Origin of the sequence: Raoultibacter phocaeensis, assembly GCF_901411515.1 — a bacterium.
GTDB lineage: Bacteria > Actinomycetota > Coriobacteriia > Coriobacteriales > Eggerthellaceae > Raoultibacter > Raoultibacter phocaeensis.
The window spans coordinates 1,349,001-1,374,153 of the sequence record NZ_CABDUX010000001.1; the positions used below are offsets into that span (position 1 = coordinate 1,349,001).

Consider the following 25,153-nt stretch of genomic DNA (forward strand, 5'->3'; position numbering starts at 1 on the left):
CGATGATCTGGCACTGCGCAGAATTCGAATTCGATACCAGGATGCCCACCGTGATGGGCATCCTCAACGTTACGCCCGATTCGTTCTCCGATGGCGGCGACCACGCCGATTTTGCCGTCGCAGTCGAGCGGGCCCTTGCCATGGTTAAAGAGGGTGCCCGCATCATCGACGTGGGCGGAGAGTCTACGCGCCCCGGATCTGCCGAAGTCTCGATCGACGAGGAGCTTGCTCGCACGGTGCGCGTCGTCTCCGAGCTCGCCGCGCACGGCGTATGCGTGAGCATCGATACGCGTCATGCTGCAGTTGCCCGCGCATGCGTCGAGGCCGGTGCCTCGATCATCAACGACGTGTCGGGATTCCGCGATCCAGCGATGGTCGAAGTCGCGCGGGGGTGTTCGGCGGGGCTCGTGGTCATGCACATGCAAGGCGAGCCGAAAACCATGCAGGACAATCCCGTTTACGACGATGTGGTGGAGGATGTGAAGCGCTACCTGCGCGACCGGGCCGCCGAGCTCGAAGCGCAGGGCATCGCACACGAACGCATCTGCATCGATCCTGGCCCTGGGTTCGGAAAAACACCGAAGCAGACAAACGAGCTTCTGCTGAACATGCACCAGTTTGCACGCCTCGGGTATCCGCTCATGGTGGCCGTGTCGCGCAAGAGCCACATCGGTGCCCTCTACGGCATCGAGAACCCGAAGGACCGCGACGAGGTTTCGGCGAAACAGGCGCTCGAGGCCGTCGAGCTCGGCGCGAGCGTCGTGCGCACGCATAACGTTGCGCTCACCTGCGAGGCCCTCAAGGATCTGCGACCCTATTGTTTTTTGGGTCTCGGATCGAACGTTGCGCTTGTGGGCGAAGCGGGCGAGGAGCGCGAAGCGAAGATCGCCGTGCTCAACGAGGTGATCGGAAATCTCGCCGTGCTTCCCGATTCTCAGCTCATCGACGTGTCGAGCTTCTACGAGAGCGAGCCTGCTTACTTCGAAGATCAAGATCCGTTCGTAAACGCTGTCGCCCTTATTCGCACGGGTATCGGTCCGCACGATCTGCTCGCGTACGCGCATGCGATCGAGAACCGCTTCGGCCGCACCCGCACGGTGAAAAACGGTCCCCGAACCTGCGATGTCGACATCCTCGATTATCAGTGCTACCGGTGTGACGACGAGCGCCTCACCTTGCCGCATCCGCTTTTGACCGAACGCGATTTCGTAGTGAAGCCGCTTTTGGAATTGCGACCCGGCCATGTGCTTGCCAACGGAACGGCAGTAAGCGAGCAGACGGTTGAGGTCGGCCATGCGGTCAAGCTCGATCAGCACTTTTAGGCGATACCGACCATGCTCGACGCTGCAGTGATCGAAGAGGCGGTACGCGGCACCCGTGTGCCGTTTGCCGTCACGTGCTTCGATGAAATCGAGTCGACGAACGAAGAGATCAAGCGCCTCATTGCTTCGGGAGCCGCCGAGGGAACGGTGGTAACTTCGATCGTGCAGACGGGTGGATACGGTCGCCAAGGCCGCAGGTGGGCGAGTCCTGCTGGAAGCCTGTATCTTTCCGTCTTGCTGCGCCCTCTCGGCCACGGTGTTGCACAGGGGTCGCTTCCCACGCTCAGCCTGGTTGTCGCCCTCGCCGTCCGAGAAACGCTTCGCGCGTACGGTGCTCGCGGGGTGTGCGTCAAATGGCCCAACGACGTGCTGTGCGACCAGGGAAAGCTCTGCGGTATATCGCTCGAAGCGCTCGATCGCAGCGTATGTATCGGCATCGGCATCAACGTGTTCGCACCCGATGAGTTCCCCCCAACGACAGGCGCGTTCCAACCTGCGTACCTAGAGCGTGTCGGCGATCTTGGAGCGTTTGGCAAACGGGTTTTGAGCGAGCCGGAGGCTCTTCGAAACGAAGTGCTCGAAACGCTTGCCGCGCACCTGCTCGCCGCGCTCGATCGTTGCTATGCGCGGTGGCTCGCCGAAGGCTTCGAGGCATTCACGAGCGAGTACCATGACTGCGCGTTTCTCAACGGCAGGAGTGTGGGCATCTCGTCGATGAGCGGAGATATCGTGGCCTCGGGTCGTGTCGTGCGCGTGGATGAGCGCGGCAACCTCGTACTGCTCGACGAGCACGGCCGCGAGCATTGTATCGCTTCCGGCGAAGCGCACGTGGTCTTGTAGCCCAGGGCGTCTGTCTGCGAGCGAAAACGCCCCGCGGCTCGTGCGGCATCTCCTCGAAACGTACAGCGTCCGCAACGCCCGGCATCCTCCACGTGCGGCATCACTTGCGAGGCGCAACGTCCGTTATGCGCGTCAATCGCTTCGCCACGCCCGGCATTTACGACGCGCGGCATCCACCACGTGCGTTTTTAATCGAGACGAGCAGCATCCGCCACAGCCAGCATCTGCGACGCGCGGCGCTCACGTGTACCTGATTTCGCGTGCGGATCTAGTTTCTGTTCCCGAGTCCGCTGATTCTGGCACAAAATTGGAGGTTTGACAATTGTATAACTAGATACTTAAATGAATTTGAGAAAACAGGAAGCAAAACGCCTGGTCGGAAAAATGCACATCATCCAAAATTTAAAGTATGGTATTCCTTAATTGTCAAACCGGAGGTGCGGCAGGAAGCTGGACCGCCGGCAGGCGGTCCACGACCGATCGAGCGGCCCCCGCGGGGGCCGCGAGGAGGGAGCCGCATGTACACGGAAAGGGAGAAGGTCCGCTACGTCGAGACGATGTGGGCCGAGGGGCTCACGCCCCGCGCCGCCGAGCGGAAATGGGGGACCCCGTCCAGGGAGTCGCTGAGGCGGTGGCTGGAGCAGGCCGAGGAGGGCTCCCTGCCGGCGGAGATGCCCAGGGTGAAGGGGCGCGCCGAGCACGCGCCCCACTCCCGCTACCCCGAGGCCACCAAGGCGGAGGCCGTCCGCCTCTACGGCCTCGGGGAGAAGCCCGCGCACATCGCCCGCCGCCTCGGCATCGCCGAAGCGAGCATAATATCGGTCTGGAGCAGGAAGGCCCGCAAAAGCGCTATCATGTCCGAGACCGGCGCGGAGGGCGCGCCGCGCGAGGACGAGGGGGCGAAGCCGGGCATGGGGCAGGCGGCGGGATCGGACGACAGGCGGATCGAGGCCCTCCGGGCCGAGCTCGAGGAGGCGCTCTTCGAGGTGAGCGTCTACAAGGAGCTGATGCGCGACCCAAAAGCCGCAAGCCCGGCGAGCCTGTCGAAGAGGCGGCTCGTCGGGTTAGGCGAGAGGCTGAGGCGGGACTGCGGGTGCTCCCTGGCCCGGATCTCGACGTTCTTGGGAATCTCGAAGAGCACCTACCTCTACCACCGGGCGAGGCTCGATAGCCCGTCCGGCATGACGGACGGGGGCTTCGACGGGGCCGTGGCCGCGGCCTTCGCGGAGAACGGCGGGATCTACGGCTACCGCCGCCTCAAGGCGGCGCTGGAGGCCGGCGGCGTCCGCGCGCCCGAGCGCAGGGTGCGCGAGTCGATGGCGCGCCAGGGGCTCGTCGCCCGGTGCTCCAGGTCGGAGAAGAGATGGAGCTCGTACGCGGGCGAGGTGTCGGACGCGCCCGGGAACCTGCTGCTCGGCGAGCACGGGAGGCACGACTTCTCGGCGGACGCGCCCAACGAGCTGTGGCTCACCGACATCACCGAGATGCGGGGGCGCGACGGCAAGTGCTACCTGTCCGCCGTCGTCGACTGCTTCGACGGCAAGGTCGTCGCCTGGCGCGCCTCGGAGAGCCCCAACGCCGAGCTCGCGAACTCCACGCTCGCCGACGCGATAGCGACGCTTCGGGAGGGCCAGCGTCCCGTCATCCACTCCGACCGCGGCGGGCACTACCGCTGGAAGGGGTGGATCGCGCTGTGCGAGGGGGCCGGCCTCGTGCGCTCGATGTCGCGCAAGGGGCACAGCCCCGACAACGCGGCGTGCGAGGGCTTCTTCGGCCGGGCGAAGGTCGAGGCGTTCCATTCGCTCGTGCGCGCGGGGGCGCCCGTCGCCGAGATATTCGAGGCCGTCGCGCGCTACATCACGTGGTACAATGACGGCCGCCTCAAGACGTTCAGGGAGAACGGGAAGAAGGCCACCTGCGAGACCATCGAGGGCCGCCGCAGGAGGCTCGGGCTGGCGGCCTGAGCAGTCCAAGAATCCTGCCGCACCCCCAACCTCCAATTTTGTGCCAAGATCTTGGAAGTTCGGAACATGGAACCGGCAAACAGCGTGTTTTGCGAACAGGTTCGCGCCCGCCATGCCATCGGCGCGTCATGTGCATCCAACATGCACCCTGTTTCGACACGCCGCCGCATCTGCCTTCTCGTCGCATCGTGCGCTTCCAAGTGCGAAGGCAGCCTCCCGCGCTGCGAAGGCAGCCTCCCGCGCGCCAAATCAACCGCAAAGCGATATGAGGGCGAAGGCGGGAGTCGACCGCCTTTCATTTGAGCTCCCAAGGAGTAGAATGATATCTTTACAGGGATCTCGTAGAGGTAAGGAAGGAATCGCGCACCGTATGGCAGCTCAAGCATCAGATCCGTCGACTCGATTGGAAGAGCCGGTCAAGTCCGACAAAGTGAGCCGCATGGGGACCGATTCCATCCCGAAGCTCATTACGGAGTTCGCCATACCGGCTATCCTCGGCATGCTCGTCAACGGTGCGTACAACGTCATCGATTCGATTTTTCTCGGTCAGGCTATGGGCGAAATCGGCTTATCGGCGGCAACAGTAGCGAACCCCATCATGACGGTATTTTTGGCAATCGCCATGCTCATCGGCAACGGCGGCAACGCGCTTGCGGCGCTCAGGCTCGGCGAGGGCAGGAGAAACGATGCCGAGTGCAGCTTGGGCAACACGGTCAGCCTGAGCATCTTGTTCGCAATCGTGATCGCGCTTTGCGCGGCGAGCCCACCTGTTCTCGACGCCTTGCTCACGCTCTCGAGTGCAACCGATGAGGTGCGCCCCTACGCTGCATCGTTCATCCGCATTATCTGCTTCGGGTTCATCTTCCAGTGCATCGGCATGGGCGTGAACAACTTCATCCGTACTGCCGGAGCTCCGAATCGCGCACTCGTGACCATGCTGATCGGTGCTGTAGCCTGTACGGCGTTCAACTACCTGTTCGTTATCAGGTTCGGTTGGGGCGTCGAGGGCAGTGCGCTCGCGACCATCTGTGGCCAGGCGATCTCATGCATCACGGTGCTCTGGTACTTCATCATGACCAAGAACGTACCGCTGAAGCTGCGTCTCGTTGCCATGAGGCCCGACCCCAAGGTGATCGGCACCATCCTCACGCTCGGGTTGGCGAGTTTCGTGGTGCAGGCGGGTATGGCTGTTGTGAACTTCGTGATAAACCTCATGCTCGTGAAGTACGGCGCGCTCAACCCCATCGGCGCCGATGATGCGCTCGCTTCGATCGGCGTAGTGCAGCGTGTTGCGATCTTCGCCACCCTGCCTCTCGTGGGCGTGTCGATCGCCATCCAGCCGTTGCTCGGCTTTAATTACGGCGCGAAGTTGATCGCGCGCGTGCGCAAGACGCTGTGGTACGGCATTGCGGCCGCTACATCCATCGGCCTTGTCATGTGGGCGATCGTGCATCTGTTCCCCGAGGCTATCGTGGGCGCATTCGGCATCAGGCACCCCGAGCTCGTGGAATTCACCGTGTTCGCGCTCAAAGTGCAGCTTATGATGCTGCCTTTCATCGGCTTTCAGATCGTCGGTGCGAACTACTTCCAGGCAACGGGTCAGCCGCTTAAATCGATCATCCTCTCGCTCACGCGGCAGATACTGTTTCTCATTCCGCTTTTGTTTGTGCTGCCCGAGATGCTGCCGAGCGTGCTTGCGCAGTTCACAAGCCTCGATGCAATCTACTTCGCCGCCCCCATGGCCGATTTCCTCTCCATCTTCACCACTGCGGTGTTCATTATGCTTGAGATGAAACGCCTCGGCAAACTCGAGCGTAAAGAGATCACGGCGAAGTTTTAGCAGGGTTTCGCGTCACCCAGCTCGGATTCCTGCGCTTGTGCGCTGGCACGCCTTCTGCGAGCATTGACCCGAGGAGGTTCGCTCTATGACTGGAAGCATTGCCAAAACTACACGATCGACAAGGACGCGCTCAATTGCGTTCTGCGGTTTGACGATTGCCCTGTTCGCCGTTTCGGCGTGGATATCGGTACCGCTTGGCCCCATCCCGTTTACGTTGCAGACGTTCGCGATGGTGTTCGCCCTGATCGCGCTGACACCGGGCCAATGCATCGCTTCGATCGCGTGCTATCTCGTGCTCGGTGCTATCGGCGTTCCCGTATTCTCGTCGATGCGAGGCGGCATAGGCGTCATCCTCGGGCCGACGGGTGGTTTTCTGTGGGGATATCTCATCGGCGCGTTTGTCGCGCTTGCGCTGATGGCGCTTTTGACGAAGTGGGGCAAAGAAGCGAAGACGGGATCGCGTGCTACGGTACGCCCGTCAGAAGCGGAAGGCCTGCATGACGCGGAGAGAGCCCGTGAGGTGGCGGAAGGACGTACGGCGGGACGCAGAGCACCCCTGTACGGTCGCCGTGAGCTTGCGGTACGCTTCATCGGTGCGATCGTGTTCATTGCGATCATGTACGCGTTCGGGTGCGTGCAGTTCATGGTTGTGACCGGTACGGGCATCGCAGCAGCGTTCGCCGCCGCCGTAGCCCCGTTCATCGTCGTTGATACGGTCAAGACGGTGCTTGGCGTGCTCACGGCGCTTGCGGTCAAGCGGGCCATCCGCTGAGAGGCGCGGGCAGCAAGCGGGGTCACGGATCCCGGACCGATGCCCCGTGCCCGAAGTCGCTTCCTATAGCCACACGCGGTTCGGCTTGCGCACCTCGGCGATCGGACCGAGCTTTTCGGCGATCATGGCTGCAACCGGGCCAGGCAGGCCACGGGCGCCTTCGGGGCACACCATCGCGCAGCGCATGCATTCGAAACATGCTTCGCCTGTCGTGTTCGGGGTGTCGTGCGGGATGGCCTGAGCGGGGCAGCGTTCGGCGCAGATGCCGCAGCGCGTGCAATCTCCGGACACCTCGGGCACCCAGCCTGCAGCGGGAGCCTCTTTGTACGGACGGTTGCCGGGAACGCACGGCGCGGCGGCCCGGTTCGATCCGCTGGCATCGAGCGTCGCGAGCTTTTCGGCGATGCTGCGGGCAAACGACTCCGCTTCGGCCAGATCAGCGGCATCGGGTCGTCCTGCGGCAACGGTCGGGAGCATGGAATGCTGCGCCACGAAAGCGGCCGACGCCTGCACGGCGAACCCCTGGCGTTCGAGCAGGTCGTTCAGCTCGAGAAGCGCATCGTCGAAATCGCGGTTGCCGTATACGACGATGCTTGCAGCGCACGTGCCGTTTCCGTGGAAGCGCCCGATCGCTTCAGCGGCTGCGCGGGGAACCCTTCCCGCAAACACCGGAACGGCGAACACCGCACAAGCGGCATCCGTCTGCGCATCGCGCGCTTCGGCATCGATAAGATCGAGCGCGTCGGTATGTGCGAGCAGTTCGTGCTCGGCAAGTGCGACGACGCGGGCATCCTCGTCGAGTGCTCGGCCGACAGCGGTAGCAATGCGCTCGGTTGTTCCCGTGGCGCTGAAATGGTAGACCCGTACATCCATGCGATGCCTTCTTTCGCCCGTCCTCGGTGCATGATTCGTGCCGTGCCCGTTCTTTGCGGGACAATCCATTATACCCCGATCAAAAATTACGCGTTGACACGCGAAAACCAAGCTATATAGTATGGTTGAGCACGAAAATATGTAGGTACTTGCAGAATGGGATCGTTCATGAACAGGGCCTTGCTTGCAGCGCTGTACACGGCCGGAGTTGCATCGATATGCATACTCTGCGGATGCGCGCCGAGTGATGCGGCAGAGGCTTCGGCTCGATCCGGCGATCCCATAGCTCCGCTTTCGAGCAGTCTTACCGCCGAAGAGGCGCAGCGCATCATCGATGCCGGCGATGTGACCGTTGTCGACGTGCGCACGAAAGCCGAGTACAACGAGGCCCATATTCCCGGGGCTCTTTCGGTACCGTTCGAGGAGATCGGAACCAACAAGCTCGGCATGCTCCCCGATTCCCACGCGACGATTCTCGTATACTGCCGCACCGGCGTGCAGAGCAAGCTTGCGGCGGGCAAGCTTGCAGCTATCGGCTACACCGATGTCCGCGATATCGGAGGCATCCGCGATTGGTCGGGCTCGACGGAGAGCTCTTCGTAGCCCAACCGATTTCACCAGCCCAAACGGTTGTTTACTGCGGATACTAACGAGAGTAGTATGCCCTGCGAGGCCTTCCATCACCTTATTTTTCGTATGCATCCCCCCGTTTTTCACTTCATGGTATCGATTCGCCTGCCTCCCTATTGCCCGATGCTGTATCCAGCGTACATGACGAGGAAGGATGGGAGTGAGAGTATGGAAAAATCAGAAGGCATCAAAGTCCCCCATGAGAAGCCGTATCGTTACCAGGAGGGCGAGTACACGGTAACGCGCGGAAGCGCATGGTCGGGTCCTGGGTGCCATCTCGGCTGCGGCGTGCTGCTCTATACCGATAAGGACGACAAGCTCGTCAAAGTCGAGGGCGACCCCGAAAATCCGTTCACCCAGGGACGCTTGTGTGTCCGTTGCTTGGACATGCCCGAGATCGTCAACCATGAGGATCGGCTCAAATACCCGATGAAGCGCGCTCGCGAAGATCGCGGGAAAAACAAGTGGGAGCGCATCACGTGGGACGAGGCCTACGACATCACCGTTGAGGAATTCACCAAGATCAAAGAGACGTACGGGGCCGAATCGGTCGTGTTCATCCATGGCACCGGCCGCGACATCGCACCGTGGCAATCGCGTTTGTGCTGGTCATTCGGTTCTCCGAATTACGGAAACGTGCTTTCGGGCAACGCGTGCTACCTGCCTCGTGTGGCAGGTATGGCGGCAACGACCGGATCGTTCTGGGTAGCCGACGTTTCCCAGCACTACATCGACCGTTACGACAACCCCGATTGGGTCATGCCCGAGGTTATGTTCATCTGGGGCAACAACCCGATCATCGCGAACTCCGACGGCTTTTTCGGCCACTGGGTTATCGACCTTATGAAGATGGGCATGAAAACGGTTGTAATCGATCCGCGCGTCACGTTCCTTGCGGCCCGCTCCGATCTGCATCTGCCGATCCGTCCCGGTACCGATGCGGCGCTTGCGCTCGGCATGCTCAACGTCATCATCAACGAGGAGATCTACGATAAGGAATTCGTCGATCTGTGGTGCTACGGGTTCGACGAGCTCAAAGAGCGCGTGCAAGAGTTCCCGCCCGACAGGGTCGCCGAGATCACCTGGATCCCCGAAGAGAAGATCGTGAAAGCCGCCCGCATGCTCGCCGAGTGCAAGCCCGCAACGCTTCAGTGGGGTCTTGCTATCGACATGACGAGAGAAGCCATTCCCGCAGGTCAGGCAATTGCTGCCCTCTTCCAGATCACCGGTAACGTGGACAACCCGGGCGGCATGGTGCCTCCTGCTGAAATCATGGCGTACTCCGGTGGCTGGGGCCGCGATCTTCTGCCTCCCGAGCAGGAGCCCAAGCGTCTCGGCCTCGATCGCTACAAGCTGCTCCAGATGGGCTTCAAGCAGTCTTCGCCCGACGTGCTCATCGAAACGATGGAGACAGGCGATCCGTACGAGATTCACGGCGCGCACTTCCAGACCACCAACGGCCTTGCCTGCATGGCTGCCGATCCTCAGCGCGTGTACAAGGCGTTCAGCAAGTGCGATTTCATCGTTTCGGTCGACCTGTTCATGACGCCGACGATCATGGCGCTTGCCGATGTGGTCATGCCCGCGGCGACGTTCGCCGAGCGCAACGGCATTCGCGTAGGCGACGGTTCGCAGCGCGGCGAGGTCATCAACAAAGTTACGCAGATCGGCGAGTGTAAATCCGATATGCAGATCAACCTTGAGCTCGGCAAGCGCTTGAACCCTGAAGCGTGGCCGTGGGAGACCCCCGAAGAGATGTTCACCGAACTTCTGAAGCCGACCGGCTACACCTACGAGGAACTGCGAGAAGTAGCTCCGGTGTATCTGCCCGTCGAGTACTACAAGTACAAGAGCGGCAAGATGCGCAACGACGGAAAGCCGGGCTTCCAGACAGCGACCGGCCGCATCGAGCTGTGGTCGACATTCTACAACGCCGCCGAGCTCGATCCGTTGCCGTACTTCGAAGAACCCGATCCCGGTCCCGGTTCCACGCCCGAGCTGTTCGAGCAGTACCCGCTCGTGCTGACGACCGGCGCCCGCAATTGGAATTACTTCCACTCGGAGCACCGCCAGATCGAGCGTTTGCGCAAGCTGCATCCCGACCCGGTTGTCCAGGTGCATCCCGATAAGCTCAAAGAACTCGGCATGGTCGATGGTGAATGGGTGTGGATCGAGAACCAGAACGGCCGCGCCAAGATCAGGATCGAGGAAACGCCCATCCTCACCGATCCGCGCATCGTCGCCTGCGACCATGCATGGTGGATGCCTGAGGCCGACCCCGAGAAGTTCTTCGATGTGTTCGAGTACAACATCAACAACCTTATGGTGTACAGCCCGGGCAAGAGCGGATTCGGTTCGAACTACAAGACGAGCATCTGCAAGCTCTACAAGATCGAGGACGGTGAGTGATCCTATGACGAAATACGGTATTCTGATTGATTACGAGTGGTGCACGGGATGCCACACCTGCGAGTTCGCTTGCCAGATGGAGCACCAGTACCCGGTAGGGCAGACCGGCATCCTCGTCAACGAGATCGGCCCGTGGAAGATCGAGGAAGACGTGTGGCAGCTTTCATACATGCCGGTACCGACCGACCAGTGCGATCTGTGCGCCGCACGCACCGAGATGGGCAAGCTTCCCACGTGCGTTTCGCACTGCCAGGCGAAGTGTATGGAATACGGCACGCTCGAGGAGCTTTCCGCGAAGCTGGCCGAAAAGCCGAAGCAGGCGGTATTCGCCCTCAGCTAGGGTTGTTCGAAAGGCATGGGGACCGCCTTGGGCGGTATGAAAGTGCGGGCATCGCGATCAGATGGAGTCGGTCGCGGTGCCCGATTGTTTGGAGGTAGAAGATGGACATCATGGTTCTCGTCGTGCTCGTCATAGCGGCATTCGTCGCCCTCGAGTTCCTCGGATTCAGAGCCTATAAGCGCCATAAGGCGAAGAAAGAGGCGCTGTTTACCAAAGAGCAGCTCGCCGAGGTGTACGACGATCTGCAGAGCACCCGTGCGTTCTGCCTCGGCGCGAAGCGTGCGTACCACGAGCTGGCTGCTCAGGCCGATGGCGCTGGGGAAAAGCGCGATGCCGGTGTGCTTGAGGCGCTGGCCGAAGGCGAGAAGTCCCATCTTGCCGAGCTGGAGACGTTCCGCGAACGCCTCCGTGCCGAAGCGGTCGATGCGCACGAGATGCCTATCGCCGATATGCCGATCGACGAGGCATTGCGCGCATGTGCGCGGCAAACCGACCAATGGGCCGCCGGTCCGTGCGCCGAGTACGCTGCGCGGGCGCGCATGCGCGGATACGGCGACATTTCGCGCATGTACAAGCGCATCCAGGAAGTGGAAAGCCTGTATGCGGGCATTTGCCTCGATATTGCGGAGAAAAGCGAAGAGGGCCTCGACGGCCTGTCGCGCTGTCCTTCGTGCGGCACCATCGTCGCCGGCCGCCGCCCCGCGTTCTGCACGGTGTGCACCCAGCCCGGCTTCGAGTTCGTCGCGGTCGAAGGAGTCGAGGCGGAAGCCGAAGCTCAAGGCGAGGCCGCGCTGTAGCACGGCAGAGCGCAGGCCCTTTCTGCCGGAATTCGCCTCCAGCGGAGGTTTATTCCTGGCTTAATAGCGGCGGAGCCCCTCGCAGCGGTGGAGCCCCCACGGCGCTGCAGCCCCCATGGCGGCGGAGTCCCGAGCAGCGGTGCAGCCCTCGCAGCGGTGGAGCCCCCCTCGGCGGTGCAGCCCTCGCAGCGCTGCAGCCCTGAAGCCCAAAAATTGCCGCCGTGAAGGGCTTCGTAACGCATTACCGATGCAGGCGAAATTCCCTGACAACGATAACCCCTGCTCACAGGCCCCGCCTGCTTCACGGTGCATGCGGCAGTCCTTCGCTTACGCATCCCGTTGGTGCTTTAAAGCCCGTCAAACGCTTCACGGCGGCGGTTTTTGGGCTTTGGGCAGCCTTCCGCCGCTAAAATGCGGTCGGCATATGCGCGATAGCCATCGAAGAATCTCGTGCAAATAGGCGCGCGAAACCGGTCTTCATCAATAACACTCGACTTCCTCGAAGAACGTAGGCGCGTCGGCGGCGCGCGGATCCACGCGGTGCTGCGCCGTGAATCCCTGGTTGAAGTTAGGTGCCTTGCCACTGCACGGCACTCCCAAGCCAAAAGAAAGAGCCCAGATCGCTTTCGATCTGGGCTCGCGCAGTTCGTGTAGCTCTGGGCTTAGTAACTCCGAGGATCAGTACCCCAGCATGCTCACGAGCGGGGCGAGGATCGTTGCATGGAGCACGACCATCGCGATGGTGGGGATGACGCCGGCCTTGAAGAAGTCGATCATCTTCCACTGGTTGTACTTGAAGGTCATCATGTTGTTGCTGTCGACGCCGAGCAAGAACGTGCTGTTGGCGTTGAAGGCGATGATGACGGCGAACACGGCTGCCGAAACGCCCATGCTCGGGCCCATGGCAGCGAGCGGGATGAGGCTGATGGCGATGAGCGCCGGACCCACGGGAATGATGAGGCGCATGAGCGGAAGCGCCACAGCGGTAGCGGCTACGAGGGCGAATGCGCTCACGGCGAGCTTGCCCACGGTTGCGCCGAACAGCCAGCTTGCGGCTCCCTGCTCTTTGATGCCGCCTGCGATCGACTGCACGCAGCCGATGAGCAGCACGATGCTCCACTGGACGCTTGCGATGTACTCTTTCCACGTGAGCACATCGACGCCCGGAAGGAAGAACACGGCAAGGCCTGCGACGGCGATGGCGGTCGCGTCCCATCCGGTCCAGTTGCTGGCGATCCAGCACACGATCATGGCAAGCAGGATCACGAGAACCTTCTTATCGAACCCGTCGAGCTTGCCGACCGCAGCGCCCTTCTTCTCGATGGCGAGCATGGTGGCTTCGGAGATGCGGTCGGTCTTGAAGATGAGCGAGACCGACACCCAGCTGATAACGAGTACAATGATGGCGATCGGCGCGCAGATGATGATCCAGTCCAAAAACGAGATGGTGAATCCGGCGTTCGCGCCGAGCATGTTGAGCGTCATGATGTTGAGCGCAGAACCTGCGGGCGTGATCATGCCACCCATGATGGATGCGTACGCGATGCCGATCATGAGCGCTTTGCCGAGGTTCGCGGCGTGCTTGGAATCGGAGTTCTCCTTCTCGATCTCGATGATGCTGCTCATGGCGATGCCTGCGAAGAGCGCCGTCGTGGGCAGGTTCGACACGAACGCCGAGACCACGCCGGTTGCGACCATGAACGCGAGCACGGTCGTCTTCGCGTTGCCCTTGGTAAGATGCATGAGGGAGAACACGATCTTAGTCGGTATCTTCGTCTTCAGAAGCGCCGAGGTGATGCCGAACGACGCGAGGATGAAGAAGATAACGTTGCTGATGAAGTTAGCCCATACGCCGGGTGCGCCGTTGTATGGGAATATCCCGAATCCGGGCATAAGGCACATCAGCGCCAAACCCGAGATTGCCATGGGAACCGGTTCGGTTACCCACAGTACGATGCCGGCGACCATGATGGCGATAGCCATCTTGCCCGCATAGGTCAATCCTTCCGGAACGGGAAGGAAATGAGCTACGGCGATGATCACGATTGCGATGGCGATCAAGCCAAGGCGCTTGCCCAGAGATTTCTCCTGCGGGCCTTGTTTCGTTGCGGTTGCAGACATGTGACCAATCAACCCCCTTGTTTACGATAGTGCGGATACTGGCGGTTCGCGGTGCGGCCGTCATCCCCCTTTCTCGAAGAGCCGCTGCGCGTATTTCCTCGTGAATACACTCTCGGGTATCTTCCTGTTTGCCGAATCCGCTTAATCTCACTAAAATGCGCCGTGCTCATCGAAAAATGCGCATGAGTCCTGTTTACGAGCGCGTTCCTACTCTCGGTAGTAGGGTTTTACGCAGGCCTGCGGGTTGCTGTTCGCTGCAGGCTTCGGCTCCCATCGGGATTTGGAAACGAAAAAAAGAAACGGCGGCTCTGGAAGTACGCGATGTTGTCAGGTAAGCTCTTTCCGGGTTGATGCTGAACGTCGGCTTTGCCGTGACGGGGGTTACGTGTGCAGGTGCAAGCCTGCGCGGGACGATTCGCTCCTAGCCGCAGGGAAAACAACTTCCAATCTGGGGCAACCATGCTACTACTTCGAGTAGTAGCATATGCCGTTTGCCCCCTAGTACGCATATTCCGATGAGACGGTCCGGTTTTCCGTTTTCGGGCCTGATTCGGCACCGTTTTTCCAACGGTATCGTGCTTCTTGGTAAGGCTTCGCAAGGAGACCTTCGCCCAGATGGTGGTGTATTGCAAGACGAGAAGAGGGGGATCGATCTGCAATGGGTGAAAAACGGAGTGCGAAAAGTAACGGGGCATCGAATACCAAGCGGGTTGTCTGCATAGGGATCGCGATCGTGCTCGTGCTCGCAGCGTGGGCGACGCCGACGCCCGAGGGGCTCGGGGAAGCTGGAAAGATGTCGCTCGCTTTGATGGTAGCGGGAATCTTTCTCTGGGTGACCGAGCCGGTTCCCGTGGCTATATCGGGCCTTGTCGTCATGATCCTCATGCCGGTGTTCGGCATCCTCGAGTTCAACGCAGGCGTGTGGTCGGGCTTCATCAGCAGCGTCATCTTCTTCATCATGGCATCGTTCGGCATCACGGCAGCGCTGTTGAAAACCAAGATTCCTACGAAGATCGTCTTCACGCTGATGCACCTCACGAAGGGAAACTCGCGTGCAACGGTGCTTGCGTTCATGATAGCCGCTTCCGTTCTGTCGTTCTTCATCTCCGACCTTCCGTGCACCGCGCTGTTCGCCGGTATCGCGGTGAGCAGTATTCTTGAGATCGAGGGCTGCGAGAAGGGCTCGTCTAACCTCGGCAAAGCGCTCATGATCGGCATCACGTACGCGTCGGTAGTCGGCGGCCAGGCGATTCCCTCGGGAAGCGCCATGAACATCATGGCGATGAACGTGCTCGAAGCGAATACGGGCATCGCGATCTCGTTTCTCGATTGGACGCTCATCTGCCTGCCGATCGCGCTCGTGCTCTTGGTCGTGTGCTGGTTCTCGGTGACGCTCGTGTTCAAGCCTGAGCCCATTTCCGAGAAAACCATCGCGTGCATCGAGAAGAAAGGGAGCGAAGTCGGCAGGTTCGAGGCGCTCGACTGGAAGGTGCTCGGCATCATGGCCGTGGTATTCTGCCTGTGGATTGCGAGCAACTGGACGGGTTGGGATGCCACCGCCATCGCCGTGCTCGCGCTCATCCTGTTCTTCGTGCCGGGCATCGACGTGCTCACGTGGAAAGAGTACGTCGCGGCGGTTTCGTGGAACATCGTACTCTTGATCGGCTGCGTGCAATCGATATCCGGCGGCGTGAAAGAGCAGGGTGCGGCAAGCTGGCTGTTCGGCTCGACCATCGGCAAGGCGACGATCGGAAGCGCCGCCATCGTAGCGGCGTCGGCGGCTCTGCTGCCGCTTTTGCGCCTCATCATACCCGTGGGTCCTGCGTTCATCGCCATCACGCTGATTCCGCTCTGTTCGATCGCGGCGACCATCGGCGTGAGCCCGGTGGTGTTCACGGTCATCGTGGCGGTCAACGCTTCCACGACGTTTCTCATGGGCGTCGATGGTAACAACATGCTTTCGTACCGCTACGGCTACTGGAAGATGGTCGATTTCTTCAAGGCGGGCATCGTGCCCACCATCGCGATGGTGATCTTGCATGCGACGGTGCTGATCCCGCTTGTCGCGCTCGCGGGGTACTGATCGAGGCGGCTGCGATGCGCTGGCACAGCACAGGAGCCGTCTCGCCGAGCGGGCGAGCCTCCGGTTCGATCGACCGTGCCGCGCTTCGCGCAAACGCCCAAGCTTCGGAGCGCGCCGAAGACCCGCGGTTATTGGAAGACCACCTCGGTTGAATCCACGATGGTGATGAGCTCTTGCTGGGAATTCACGCCCATCTTCTGGTAAATGTGGTAGACGTGGGTTTTCGCGGTGTACGCCGAAATGTTCAGCTGCTCGCTGATGTACTGGGCGTTTCTTCCCTTGGCAAGGTAGGAGAGGATCTCCGTCTCGCGGTTCGAGAGGCCGTACTGCTCGGCCGCCTTCGTGCACCGCTGTTTGAAATGGCCGCCTTCGGCTATTTCGTTGTCGATGCTCTTGTCGGCGAACGCGTTGTCCTTGAACGGCACGAACGCTGCGAGGATGGCGAGGGCCAGCACGAGGCCGAGGCACACGAAGGGCACGAACTCGAACAGTGACGGGTCGAATGCTGTAAGCGCCATGCAGGCGGTCCAGCTGACGGCGATGCCTAAAGGCAGCACAAGCTGACCGCGGGCGATTCTCCAGAACGGGGAGGGCTGCCCGCTCGCGAACCCGACGAGCGCGCCGAGGTTGGCGAAATCGAAGTAGATGAGCACGCCGAGCAGATACAGGAAAAAGGCCATGCGCAGCGATTCGTCGAGAAACGCGAGTCCGAGAAAGCCGACGGCCACGAGCAGCAGCGAGAGCCTCTCCGCAATGCCGAACGTGACGTAGCGCTTGATGAGGACGGTGCTTGCCATCTGCACCCCGGCACCGATGACGATGGCGAGGGCAACGAGCGCCGGTTCGACGTATTCGATGTATTGGCACAGGTAGAACAGCGCGAATCCGAACAACGCGCCGAAAATGGCCACGGTGAAACCCGTAAGCGGAAACAGTTTGGTCTGCTCGACTGGCTCTTCGGGCATCTTCCCGCTGCCTGCGATATGCGCGCGCAGGTAGGTGAACGTTGCGAGCGAGCAGGCGGGTAAGACGAGCAGGGCGATATCGCCGTACGGGGCGGCAAGATTGCACGAGAACAGGTAGATCACGGCACCCGCGGCGGCTCCCGAAGCGAGAAATGCGCCGACGTCTTTCTGCCAGGCGACCATGAACACTTTCGGCCACTCGAGGAAAATGAGCGAAAACCCGCCGCCCGCAAGCGCCCAGACGACGATGTCGAAAACGAGGGGGGCAGAACCCGGTGCCGATATCAGGTTGAGCACCCCGATAGGCAGCGTGAGCGCAAGGGCCACGAGGGGTATCGGATCGGGGTTGTTGCGATCGAACATGCTCCTTTTGAGATAGGCGGCCAGCATGACGGCGACCATGCCGAGCAGAAACGCCAACTTCGCGGCAAGCGAGTCCTCGGTACCGAGATGGGCTGCAGCCGAAGGGCCGAACATGAGAAGGTAAAACCACGCCCAGAACAGGGCAAAACCGGCTGATGCCATGGGGAGCATGGTTCTGACATGGGCCTTCTTGAGGTTCATATCGATCAAAGGCATAGGCTTCTCACAGGTTGAATCGGGGGATACGTCTCATAGATTATAGCCCAACCGCAAGACCGTGCGCGTTGGCAAAGCGACGCGTTCCCTTGGAAGATATGGGTATGGTACTCGGCGGTTCAGGAACAAGAAACGCAACGAGAGCACTATTCCGAACGGCGGAGATACCGATGTGAGTAGTATGCCTTGCCGAATACCCTATCAGACGGGCGATATGAGCGTGCGACAAGGGACGATGCGGTCGTTGCCCAAAGATCGCCTACCGTTTGCGAAAGCTATCCGCTTCTCTGCAAAACGCCTCGAACAGCACGCTGCTTTGCAGCAGGTACTCCGGATGCCACTGCACGCCGAGGAAGAACGGCTGGCTCGCATCCTCGATGCCCTCGATCACGCCGTCGGCGCTTCGGGCGTTGATGCGGAAGTTCGGGGCGAGGGTGCGGATGCTTTGGTGGTGCATCGAGTTGACGGCGATTTCCTGAACGCCTCCGTACAGCTCGGAAAGGCGCGAGCCGGCTTCGAGCAGCGTTTTCTGGCTGGCTTTCTCGAACGGGCGCTCTTGCAGGTGCTCTTCGCCGGTTACGGAGCATGCGGCGAGGTCCTGGTTGAGCGATCCACCGAACGCGACGTTCATGATCTGCATGCCGCGGCATATTCCGAGCGTGGGCATACCGACGTCGTAGGCCGCCCGCGCAAGGGCGATCTCGAACTCGTCGCGTTTGCGCGATACGTGGGTTACCTGCTCGATAGCGGCTTCGTCGGTGTACAGGCCGGGATCGATGTCGCCGCCGCCCGTGAGCATGAGCCCGTCGATGCGCGATATGAGCTCGGCGATAGGGGAGCAGTCGGGTTGCGGGGGCAAGAGCACGGGTGTGCCGCCTGCGCGTTCGACGCTTGCCAGGTATTCGACGGTTACGCGCTCGATCGCCAGGCCGTCTGCATCGGTGAAGGTTGTGGTGATGCCGATGATCATGCTGCTACACTGCCGCGATCGAGGGAATAGCCACGATGAAGCACGCGCCGCCGTCGGGCAGGTTGAGCGCCTCGACGGTTCCATCGTGCGCTTCGACGACCGATTTCACGATGGCAAGGCCGAGGCCGGTGCCCCCCGTGCCGCGGCTGCGCGAAGAATCGGCGCGGTAGAAGCGATCGAACAGGCGCTTTGGGTCGATGTCGCCGAAGCCCGCGCCGTCGTCTTTGACGGCGATGACCGAATTGCCGCGCAAGCCGAAGAGCTCGATGGTGATGCGTCCGCCCGGCTCGATGAAGCGGCTTGCGTTCTCCACGAGGTTGGAGAGCACCTGCTTGAGCCGGTCGGGGTTGCCGAGCACATCCGGCGCTTCTCCGATGATCTCGGTTTCGGCACCGCGGTCGCGCAGGATGGGGTCGAGCGCATCGAGCACCTCGCGGGACAGGCGCTTGAGGTCGACGCGCTGCAGTTCGAAGCGAATGCTGTCGTCTTCGATGCGCTGCAGCGTAAGCAGATCGTTCGAGAGCCGGCCGAGCCGTTCGCTTTCGTTGATGATGATGGTGCAGAACTTGTCGTGCAGCTCGGGAGGCAAATCGGGATCGAGCAGCATTTCGGCGTTGCCGTGGATCGCGGTGAGCGGCGTGCGCAGCTCATGGGCTACGTCGCTGATGAATTCTGCTTGGCGGCGCTCCCGTTTCGCAAGGTCGGTTTGCTGGACGAGCGCCTTTTCGGCCAGGTCGCTGAAACTTTCGGCCAAGCAGTCGGATTCGTGTAGCCGTCCGTCGGGGGCGATGCGCACGCTGGTGTTGCCGGCGCAAAACGCCGTTGCCTTCGCGCACAGGATGCGCAAAGGCTCGGAGAGAAAGTGCCCGATAAGCAGGCTGATGACGAAGGTGAGACACGCTGCGGGAAGCAGGAGCAGAAACGCCACGGCGGGCGCATCGAATGCAAGGACGCATACCAGCACGACGATCGTGCAGGCGAGCAGGGTCAACAGCGTTGAAAGAAGCGAAAAGTATGTTTGCAGCCGCTTGATGGCGAGCCTAGACGCGCGACGTGCGGGTTACTGCTTGAAGCGGTACCCGTAGCCACGCACCGTCTCAACGAGGCCCGGGTCGTATCCAGCTGCACCGATCTTGTCGCGAAGGCGCTTGATGTGGGTGTCGACCGTCTTCGTTTCGGTCAAGTATTCCCAACCCCATGCGTCGCGCAGCAGATCCTCGCGGGAAACCACTTTGCCGGCGCTCTTCATGAGGCTGGCGAGCAGTTCGAATTCGCGCGGCGTGAGATCGATCTCGCCGTTTTCGCCCGATGCGGTATGCGCATCCTCGTCGAGTGTGATGCCGCTTGCCGTGATGGCGTGGTTCGCACCGGGGAAATCGCCGCCGGTGCCTCGGCGCAGCAGCGCACGGACGCGTGCGATGAGTTCGCGCACGCCGAAGGGTTTGGCGAGGTAATCGTCTCCGCCGATCTCAAGGCCGACGACCTTATCGAGCTCGGTATCGCGTGCCGACAGAAACAGGACGGGTGCGGTGGTTTTCGCGCGGAGCCTGCGGCAGAGTTCGTAGCCGTCCATGCCAGGAAGCATGATGTCGAGCACGAACAGATCGTAGGCATTCTGCATTGCGAGGGCGAGGGCGTCTTCCCCGTTGTCGACGACATCGGTGTAGAAGCCTTCCTTTTTGAGGGCGTAACTCACAAACTCGGTGATAGACGGTTCATCGTCCACCACAAGAATGCGGCTGGGAGATTCGTTCATGTCCGACCTTTCTGCACAGGTGTCAGCGCCGAGGGGCGTTCGGTGATTGCTATAATAGCACTATAGACAGATTGGTCCTCGGGCAAAGGGATTGTCAAAAACATGTTACTTGCTATCGACGTCGGCAACACGCAAACCGTATTGGGCCTGTACGAAGGCGATAAGCTGCTGCACATGTGGCGTGTGGCCACCAACAAGCACCATACTTCAGACGAACTTCGCATCAAGGTTACACCCCTGTTCGAATCGGAAGGCATCGATGCGGCGAGCGTCGACGGGGCGGTGCTCGCCTCGGTGGTTCCCGCGCTCACCGAGGCGTGGCATGCCGCAATGTGCGCGATGCTCAAGCAGCCGCCGCTCGTGGTCGATGCGCGCAAGGCGGGCGATCTGTTCCGATCGAAGTACGCCCAACCGGGCGAAGTGGGTGCCGATCGCGTAGCCGATGCCGTTGCCGCCCGTGCGCTGTTCGGCTCTCCGTGTATCGTCGTCGATTTCGGAACAGCTACGAACATCGAGGTTATCGATCGTGACGGGTACTTCATCGGAGGCGTTATCGCACCGGGCATAGAAACGTCGGCCAATGCGCTGTTCTCCCGCGCAACTAAGCTTGCGGCCATCGACCTGGTCGATCCGGGTACCGCTATCGGCGGTTCTACCGAAGAGGCCATCCAGGCGGGCATCGTGTACGGCGAGGCGGATCGCGTCGATGGGCTCATGCGCCGCATATTCAAGCAGCTCGGCTACGAGGGGCAGGTCATCGCTACGGGCGGCCTGGCCCGGTCGGTGGCACGGCTTTCCGAAACCATCACCGAGGTGGTTCCCGAGCTCACGCTTGAAGGCCTGCGCCTCATATACGACGCGCAGCGCTAGGGTGCTCTGCGGATATCTGACGGCAACCGTGCACTGGTCTTCTTGTGCACTTGTGGAATAGATGATCGAATCGGGAGCCGAACAAGTAGAATTGCCTCATGTCCGGCGCTCGGCGTCGGTGATGGAAAGAGTTCGAATGCGAAAGTGAGGGCCCGACGTGTTGAGCGACATTGAAATTGCCCAAGCAACCACCCCGAAGCACATCTCGGAGGTTGCAAAGGCGGCAGGCGTGCCAGAACGATACCTTGAGTTGTACGGCAGCTACAAGGCGAAAGTCGACTACAACCTGCTATCCGATGTCGAGCATACGCCCGGAAAGCTCGTCTTGGTCACGGCCATCAACCCCACACCCGCCGGGGAGGGAAAAACCACCACGACGGTCGGACTCTCCGATGCCCTTGCACGTATCGGCAAGAACGTGGTCGTCGCGTTGCGCGAGCCGAGCCTCGGGCCGGTGTTTGGCATCAAGGGCGGCGCGGCCGGCGGCGGTTATGCCCAGGTTGTTCCCATGGAGGATATCAATCTCCACTTCACGGGCGATTTTCACGCGATCGGGGCTGCCAACAACCTGCTCGCTGCCATGATCGACAACCATATCCAACAGGGAAACGAGCTCGGCTTCGACGTGCGCAAGATCGCGTGGAAGCGCTGCGTCGACATGAACGACCGTCAACTGCGCAACGTCATCGACGGTCTCGGCGGCAAGCCCAACGGCATGCCGCGCGAAGACGGCTTCGATATCACGGTGGCAAGCGAGATCATGGCGATCTTCTGCCTGGCTACCTCCATTACCGATCTCAAAGAGCGCCTTGCGCGCATCGTGGTCGGATACACGGCAGCCGACGAGCCTATCTGCGCGGGCGACTTGCACGCTCAGGGTGCGATGGCCGCGCTCTTGAAAGACGCGCTCAAGCCGAATCTCGTGCAAACGCTCGAAGGTACGCCCGCGTTCGTGCACGGCGGCCCGTTCGCGAACATCGCGCACGGTTGCAACTCCATCATGGCCACGCGCATGGCGATGGCGCTCGGCGATTACTGCGTTACGGAGGCAGGGTTCGGCGCCGATCTCGGGGCCGAGAAATTCCTCGACATAAAATGTCGTCTCGCGGGGCTTGAGCCCGATGCGGTCGTGGTCGTTGCTACGGTGCGCGCGCTCAAAAACCACGGTGGCGTTACCAAGGCCGAACTGAACGATGAGAATCTCGAAGCGCTCGAAGCCGGCCTTCCGAACCTGCTCCAGCATGTGGGCAACATCCGCGAGGTGTACAAGCTTCCCTGCGTGGTTGCCATCAACCGGTTCCCCACCGATACGGAAGCCGAGCTTGCACTTGTGGAGGAGAAGTGCAAAGAGCTCGGCGTGAACGTGGCGCTTTCCGAGGTATGGGCGAAGGGCGGCGAAGGCGGCGTCGCGCTTGCCGAAGAGGTCGTGCGCCTGTGCGAGGAGCCCAACGATTTCTCGTTCAGCTACGAAAGCGACCTATCGCTTACCGAGAAGATCGAGGCAATCGCGACGCGCATCTACCATGCCGACGGCGTCGATTTCACGCCTGCGGCGAAAAAGGAGCTCGAGCAGCTCGAAGCGCTCGGGTTCGGCGGCATGCCCGTCTGCATGGCAAAGACGCAGTACAGCTTTTCCGACGATCCGTCCCTGCTCGGTGCTCCGCGCGGGTTCCGCATAACGGTGAAGAAAGTCAAGGTTTCCGCCGGTGCCGGGTTCGTCGTGGCGCTTACAGGCGATATCATGACGATGCCGGGGTTGCCGAAGGAGCCTGCGGCATGCCGCATCGACGTGGACGAAACGGGAACCATCTCGGGGTTGTTCTAGCGTCTGAGCACGCAGGCGCCGAGCGGGCGTTCGGCCGGACGGTAGCTAGCGCTTATGACGAGTGCGCGGTGCCGTCCGAAGCCGCTGCCGCACGGCCCCGCAAGAACCAGCCGACCGAGCACGACAGGAGACAAGCATGCTCGATACGACGTTTATATTTGATTTGGCAAGCAAGGCCCCTACGCCGGGCGGGGGAGGGGCGTCTGCGTACGCGGGGGCGCTTTCCTCGGCACTCGGTTCGATGGTAGGTAACCTCACCGTGGGGAAGAAGCGCTACGAAGCGGTGGAGGCCGATACCTACATCGTGCTCGAGAAGCTTGCTGCCTTGCGCACGCGGCTCATCGAACTCGTGGACGAAGATGCTCGCGCGTTCGCTCCGCTTGCGGCTGCCTACGGCATGCCGAAGGCGACGCCCGAAGAACAGGATGCGAAAGACGAGGCCATGCAAAGCGCGCTTATCGGCGCATGCGACGTGCCGCTTGAGATCATGCGATCGTGCGCCCAGGTGATCGGGCTTTGCGAATTCCTCGCATACAACGGAAGCCGCATGGCGCTTTCCGATGTAGGCGTTGCGGTAGCGTTCGGGAAAGCGGCGCTGCTCGGTGCGAGCCTCAACATCTACATCAACGCGAAAGATATCTGCGATCGCGAGCGGGCCGAGGCGTACACCGCCGAAGCGGAAAGGCTCATCGAGGATGCAAGCGCGCTTGCGGATACACTGTATGCATATGTGTTAGACGAGATTAGATAGGGTTGGCGATGGCGAAGCGTTTGATGGGAAAACCGGTTGTCGAAGCGTTGGCGAGAGAGATCGGGGCGCACGGTCAGGTGCTTGCCGAACGCGGCATCGCGCCTGGGCTTGCCCTCGTGCGTGTGGGCGAGCGGCCCGACGATCTTTCGTACGAGCGCACGGCCGAGAAGCGTGCCTGCGCCCTCGGCGTTCAGGTGAAGAAAACCGTGCTTCCCGAAGATGCGGCGCAGGACGCCATCGAAGCGGCGATTCGCTCGGTCAACGAAGACGCAGCGGTGCACGGGTGCCTCATGTTTCGCCCGCTTCCGTCAGGCATCGACGAGCAGGCGGTATGCGATGCGCTCGCAACCGAAAAGGATATCGACGGCGTTTCGTCGGCCGCGCTCGCTTCCGTGTTCATGGACCGCGATCTTGGATTCGCGCCGTGCACGGCGGCGGCTTGCATGAAGCTACTCGATTTCTACGACGTTGCTCTCGAGGGTGCTCACGTCGTCGTCGTGGGCCGCAGCCTCGTGATCGGCAAGCCGATCGCTATGATGCTTTTGCGCCGCAACGCCACGGTGACGCTCTGTCATTCGCGTACCGCCGATCTGCCCGCCGTCATGCGCGGCGCCGACATCGTCGTATGCGCAACGGGCAGGCCGCGCATGTTCAAAGCGGAGTGCTTCTCGGCCGGTCAGACGGTGCTCGATGTGGGCATCAACTTCGATGACGAGGGGAATCTCTGCGGCGATGTGGACTTCGACGAGGTCGAGCCTATCGTAGCGGCCATAACCCCCGTGCCCGGCGGCATCGGCTCGGTGACGACCTCGGTGCTCATGGCCCATACGGTGGAAGCTGCCGTGCGTAAGCTCGACGCGTAGCATGATCAGCAGGAAGTTCGTCATCGCCGATCCCGGCACGTGCATCGGCTGCAAAACGTGCATGGCGGCATGCCTGCACCGCCACGACGTCGAAGGAGACGTTGCCGTGCCGCGCCTGCAGCTCGTGTGCACGCGTACCGTATCGGCTCCGGTCGGGTGCCACCATTGTGCAGAAGCGCCGTGCGTGGAAGCGTGCCCGACAGGTTGCCTCTATTCCGACGACGAACGCGTCGGCGTGCATAAGGAAAAGTGCATCGGGTGCCGCAACTGCGTCCTCGCATGCCCGTACGGCGCGGTCGATATCGTGACCGAGCGTCTGCGCGCGCCCGAGCCTTCTGAGGAGGCCGAGGGGAAGAAGCCGAAGCGTGCGCGCAACCGCCGAAAATCGACGGTGATCAAATGCGATCTGTGCGAGGGCCATGCGAGCGGGTCGGCGTGCGTGAGCGCGTGTCCGACTCATGCGCTCCGTCTCATCGACCAGCGGTTTTTGGAACGGGCTGCGCAGAACAAGCGCAAGGAGGCGGCGAAGGCCACTGCCGCGTACTCGAGCTTGCAGCTGAACCAGGACCTGGGCGAAAGGTAG

The 25,153-nt window shown here is 61.4% G+C and carries 21 protein-coding genes; 15 read left to right on the forward strand and 6 right to left on the reverse strand.

Going from position 1 to position 25,153, the window contains the following annotated elements:
- Window positions 1-2: 2 nt before the first annotated feature.
- The 5 genes from folP to FJE54_RS05285 all read left to right on the forward strand — a co-directional run bounded on the left by folP (window position 3) and on the right by FJE54_RS05285 (window position 6,738).
- Window positions 3-1,322 carry a dihydropteroate synthase gene (gene folP, locus FJE54_RS05265; RefSeq protein WP_139651664.1) on the forward strand — a complete coding sequence of 440 codons (1,320 nt, stop codon included), beginning with the start codon at window positions 3-5 and terminating at the stop codon, window positions 1,320-1,322.
- 12 nt (window positions 1,323-1,334) lie between these two features.
- Entirely contained in the window at window positions 1,335-2,162 is an 828-nt protein-coding gene (locus tag FJE54_RS05270; protein ID WP_139651665.1) for a biotin--[acetyl-CoA-carboxylase] ligase, read from the forward strand.
- Between the two features lie 518 nt (window positions 2,163-2,680).
- A complete protein-coding gene (locus FJE54_RS05275; RefSeq protein ID WP_139651430.1) occupies window positions 2,681-4,126 on the forward strand; it encodes an IS3 family transposase in 1,446 nt (481 codons plus the stop codon).
- 370 nt (window positions 4,127-4,496) lie between these two features.
- Window positions 4,497-5,966 carry an MATE family efflux transporter gene (locus FJE54_RS05280; protein WP_255467234.1) on the forward strand — a complete coding sequence of 490 codons (1,470 nt, stop codon included), beginning with the start codon at window positions 4,497-4,499 and terminating at the stop codon, window positions 5,964-5,966.
- A gap of 85 nt (window positions 5,967-6,051) precedes the next feature.
- Entirely contained in the window at window positions 6,052-6,738 is a 687-nt protein-coding gene (locus FJE54_RS05285) for a biotin transporter BioY (RefSeq protein ID WP_139651666.1), read from the forward strand.
- Between the two features lie 63 nt (window positions 6,739-6,801).
- On the opposite strand, the gene FJE54_RS05290 is transcribed toward FJE54_RS05285, so the two are convergent.
- Window positions 6,802-7,611: a 4Fe-4S dicluster domain-containing protein gene (locus FJE54_RS05290; RefSeq protein WP_139651667.1), complete on the reverse strand. Its 810-nt coding sequence runs from the start codon at window positions 7,609-7,611 to the stop codon at window positions 6,802-6,804.
- 168 nt (window positions 7,612-7,779) lie between these two features.
- On the opposite strand from FJE54_RS05290, the gene FJE54_RS05295 reads away from it, so the two are divergent.
- The 4 genes from FJE54_RS05295 to FJE54_RS05310 all read left to right on the forward strand — a co-directional run bounded on the left by FJE54_RS05295 (window position 7,780) and on the right by FJE54_RS05310 (window position 11,787).
- Window positions 7,780-8,214 (forward strand): rhodanese-like domain-containing protein, encoded by a 435-nt coding sequence (locus FJE54_RS05295; protein ID WP_139651668.1) that lies wholly within the window; start codon window positions 7,780-7,782, stop codon window positions 8,212-8,214.
- A gap of 195 nt (window positions 8,215-8,409) precedes the next feature.
- Complete coding sequence (locus FJE54_RS05300; RefSeq protein ID WP_139651669.1) at window positions 8,410-10,650, forward strand: molybdopterin-dependent oxidoreductase; 2,241 nt, start codon at window positions 8,410-8,412, stop codon at window positions 10,648-10,650.
- Between the two features lie 4 nt (window positions 10,651-10,654).
- Window positions 10,655-10,990 (forward strand): 4Fe-4S binding protein, encoded by a 336-nt coding sequence (locus FJE54_RS05305; RefSeq protein ID WP_139651670.1) that lies wholly within the window; start codon window positions 10,655-10,657, stop codon window positions 10,988-10,990.
- 101 nt (window positions 10,991-11,091) lie between these two features.
- Entirely contained in the window at window positions 11,092-11,787 is a 696-nt protein-coding gene (locus FJE54_RS05310; protein ID WP_139651671.1) for a hypothetical protein, read from the forward strand.
- A gap of 678 nt (window positions 11,788-12,465) precedes the next feature.
- On the opposite strand, the gene FJE54_RS05315 is transcribed toward FJE54_RS05310, so the two are convergent.
- Window positions 12,466-13,908, reverse strand: coding sequence for an SLC13 family permease (locus FJE54_RS05315; RefSeq protein WP_139651672.1), 1,443 nt, complete (start codon window positions 13,906-13,908; stop codon window positions 12,466-12,468).
- Between the two features lie 658 nt (window positions 13,909-14,566).
- Here FJE54_RS05315 and FJE54_RS05320 point away from each other — a divergent pair.
- On the forward strand, window positions 14,567-15,991 hold the full coding sequence (locus FJE54_RS05320) for an SLC13 family permease (protein ID WP_139651673.1): 1,425 nt from the start codon (window positions 14,567-14,569) through the stop codon (window positions 15,989-15,991).
- Between the two features lie 128 nt (window positions 15,992-16,119).
- On the opposite strand, the gene FJE54_RS05325 is transcribed toward FJE54_RS05320, so the two are convergent.
- From FJE54_RS05325 to FJE54_RS05340, 4 genes are all read right to left on the reverse strand, one after another.
- Complete coding sequence (locus tag FJE54_RS05325) at window positions 16,120-17,535, reverse strand: helix-turn-helix transcriptional regulator (RefSeq protein WP_139651674.1); 1,416 nt, start codon at window positions 17,533-17,535, stop codon at window positions 16,120-16,122.
- A 259-nt stretch (window positions 17,536-17,794) separates the two neighbouring features.
- Window positions 17,795-18,505, reverse strand: a complete 711-nt coding sequence (locus FJE54_RS05330; RefSeq protein WP_139651675.1) for a gamma-glutamyl-gamma-aminobutyrate hydrolase family protein — start codon at window positions 18,503-18,505, stop codon at window positions 17,795-17,797.
- A 4-nt stretch (window positions 18,506-18,509) separates the two neighbouring features.
- Window positions 18,510-19,469: a sensor histidine kinase gene (locus FJE54_RS05335; RefSeq protein ID WP_139651676.1), complete on the reverse strand. Its 960-nt coding sequence runs from the start codon at window positions 19,467-19,469 to the stop codon at window positions 18,510-18,512.
- Window positions 19,470-19,565: 96 nt separating this feature from the next.
- Window positions 19,566-20,261: a response regulator transcription factor gene (locus FJE54_RS05340; RefSeq protein WP_139651677.1), complete on the reverse strand. Its 696-nt coding sequence runs from the start codon at window positions 20,259-20,261 to the stop codon at window positions 19,566-19,568.
- Window positions 20,262-20,363: 102 nt separating this feature from the next.
- Between FJE54_RS05340 and FJE54_RS05345 the strand changes: the two genes are divergently transcribed.
- The 5 genes from FJE54_RS05345 (at window position 20,364) to FJE54_RS05365 (ending at window position 25,153) form a co-directional block, all read left to right on the forward strand.
- Entirely contained in the window at window positions 20,364-21,131 is a 768-nt protein-coding gene (locus FJE54_RS05345; RefSeq protein WP_139651678.1) for a type III pantothenate kinase, read from the forward strand.
- A 157-nt stretch (window positions 21,132-21,288) separates the two neighbouring features.
- Window positions 21,289-22,956, forward strand: a complete 1,668-nt coding sequence (locus tag FJE54_RS05350) for a formate--tetrahydrofolate ligase (protein ID WP_139651679.1) — start codon at window positions 21,289-21,291, stop codon at window positions 22,954-22,956.
- A 136-nt stretch (window positions 22,957-23,092) separates the two neighbouring features.
- Window positions 23,093-23,707, forward strand: a complete 615-nt coding sequence (locus FJE54_RS05355) for a cyclodeaminase/cyclohydrolase family protein (RefSeq protein WP_139651680.1) — start codon at window positions 23,093-23,095, stop codon at window positions 23,705-23,707.
- An 8-nt stretch (window positions 23,708-23,715) separates the two neighbouring features.
- On the forward strand, window positions 23,716-24,570 hold the full coding sequence (locus FJE54_RS05360; RefSeq protein WP_139651681.1) for a bifunctional 5,10-methylenetetrahydrofolate dehydrogenase/5,10-methenyltetrahydrofolate cyclohydrolase: 855 nt from the start codon (window positions 23,716-23,718) through the stop codon (window positions 24,568-24,570).
- A 1-nt stretch (window position 24,571) separates the two neighbouring features.
- Complete coding sequence (locus tag FJE54_RS05365; RefSeq protein ID WP_255467235.1) at window positions 24,572-25,153, forward strand: 4Fe-4S dicluster domain-containing protein; 582 nt, start codon at window positions 24,572-24,574, stop codon at window positions 25,151-25,153.

Coding starts and splice junctions, on each gene's coding strand:
- folP (WP_139651664.1), top strand. CDS start 3: ATGATCTGGCACTGCGCAGAATTCGAATTCGATACCAGGATGCCCACC.
- FJE54_RS05270 (WP_139651665.1), top strand. CDS start 1,335: ATGCTCGACGCTGCAGTGATCGAAGAGGCGGTACGCGGCACCCGTGTG.
- FJE54_RS05275 (WP_139651430.1), top strand. CDS start 2,681: ATGTACACGGAAAGGGAGAAGGTCCGCTACGTCGAGACGATGTGGGCC.
- FJE54_RS05280 (WP_255467234.1), top strand. CDS start 4,497: ATGGCAGCTCAAGCATCAGATCCGTCGACTCGATTGGAAGAGCCGGTC.
- FJE54_RS05285 (WP_139651666.1), top strand. CDS start 6,052: ATGACTGGAAGCATTGCCAAAACTACACGATCGACAAGGACGCGCTCA.
- FJE54_RS05290 (WP_139651667.1), bottom strand. CDS start 7,611: ATGGATGTACGGGTCTACCATTTCAGCGCCACGGGAACAACCGAGCGC.
- FJE54_RS05295 (WP_139651668.1), top strand. CDS start 7,780: ATGAACAGGGCCTTGCTTGCAGCGCTGTACACGGCCGGAGTTGCATCG.
- FJE54_RS05300 (WP_139651669.1), top strand. CDS start 8,410: ATGGAAAAATCAGAAGGCATCAAAGTCCCCCATGAGAAGCCGTATCGT.
- FJE54_RS05305 (WP_139651670.1), top strand. CDS start 10,655: ATGACGAAATACGGTATTCTGATTGATTACGAGTGGTGCACGGGATGC.
- FJE54_RS05310 (WP_139651671.1), top strand. CDS start 11,092: ATGGACATCATGGTTCTCGTCGTGCTCGTCATAGCGGCATTCGTCGCC.
- FJE54_RS05315 (WP_139651672.1), bottom strand. CDS start 13,908: ATGTCTGCAACCGCAACGAAACAAGGCCCGCAGGAGAAATCTCTGGGC.
- FJE54_RS05320 (WP_139651673.1), top strand. CDS start 14,567: ATGGGTGAAAAACGGAGTGCGAAAAGTAACGGGGCATCGAATACCAAG.
- FJE54_RS05325 (WP_139651674.1), bottom strand. CDS start 17,535: ATGCCTTTGATCGATATGAACCTCAAGAAGGCCCATGTCAGAACCATG.
- FJE54_RS05330 (WP_139651675.1), bottom strand. CDS start 18,505: ATGATCATCGGCATCACCACAACCTTCACCGATGCAGACGGCCTGGCG.
- FJE54_RS05340 (WP_139651677.1), bottom strand. CDS start 20,261: ATGAACGAATCTCCCAGCCGCATTCTTGTGGTGGACGATGAACCGTCT.
- FJE54_RS05345 (WP_139651678.1), top strand. CDS start 20,364: ATGTTACTTGCTATCGACGTCGGCAACACGCAAACCGTATTGGGCCTG.
- FJE54_RS05355 (WP_139651680.1), top strand. CDS start 23,093: ATGCTCGATACGACGTTTATATTTGATTTGGCAAGCAAGGCCCCTACG.
- FJE54_RS05360 (WP_139651681.1), top strand. CDS start 23,716: ATGGCGAAGCGTTTGATGGGAAAACCGGTTGTCGAAGCGTTGGCGAGA.
- FJE54_RS05365 (WP_255467235.1), top strand. CDS start 24,572: ATGATCAGCAGGAAGTTCGTCATCGCCGATCCCGGCACGTGCATCGGC.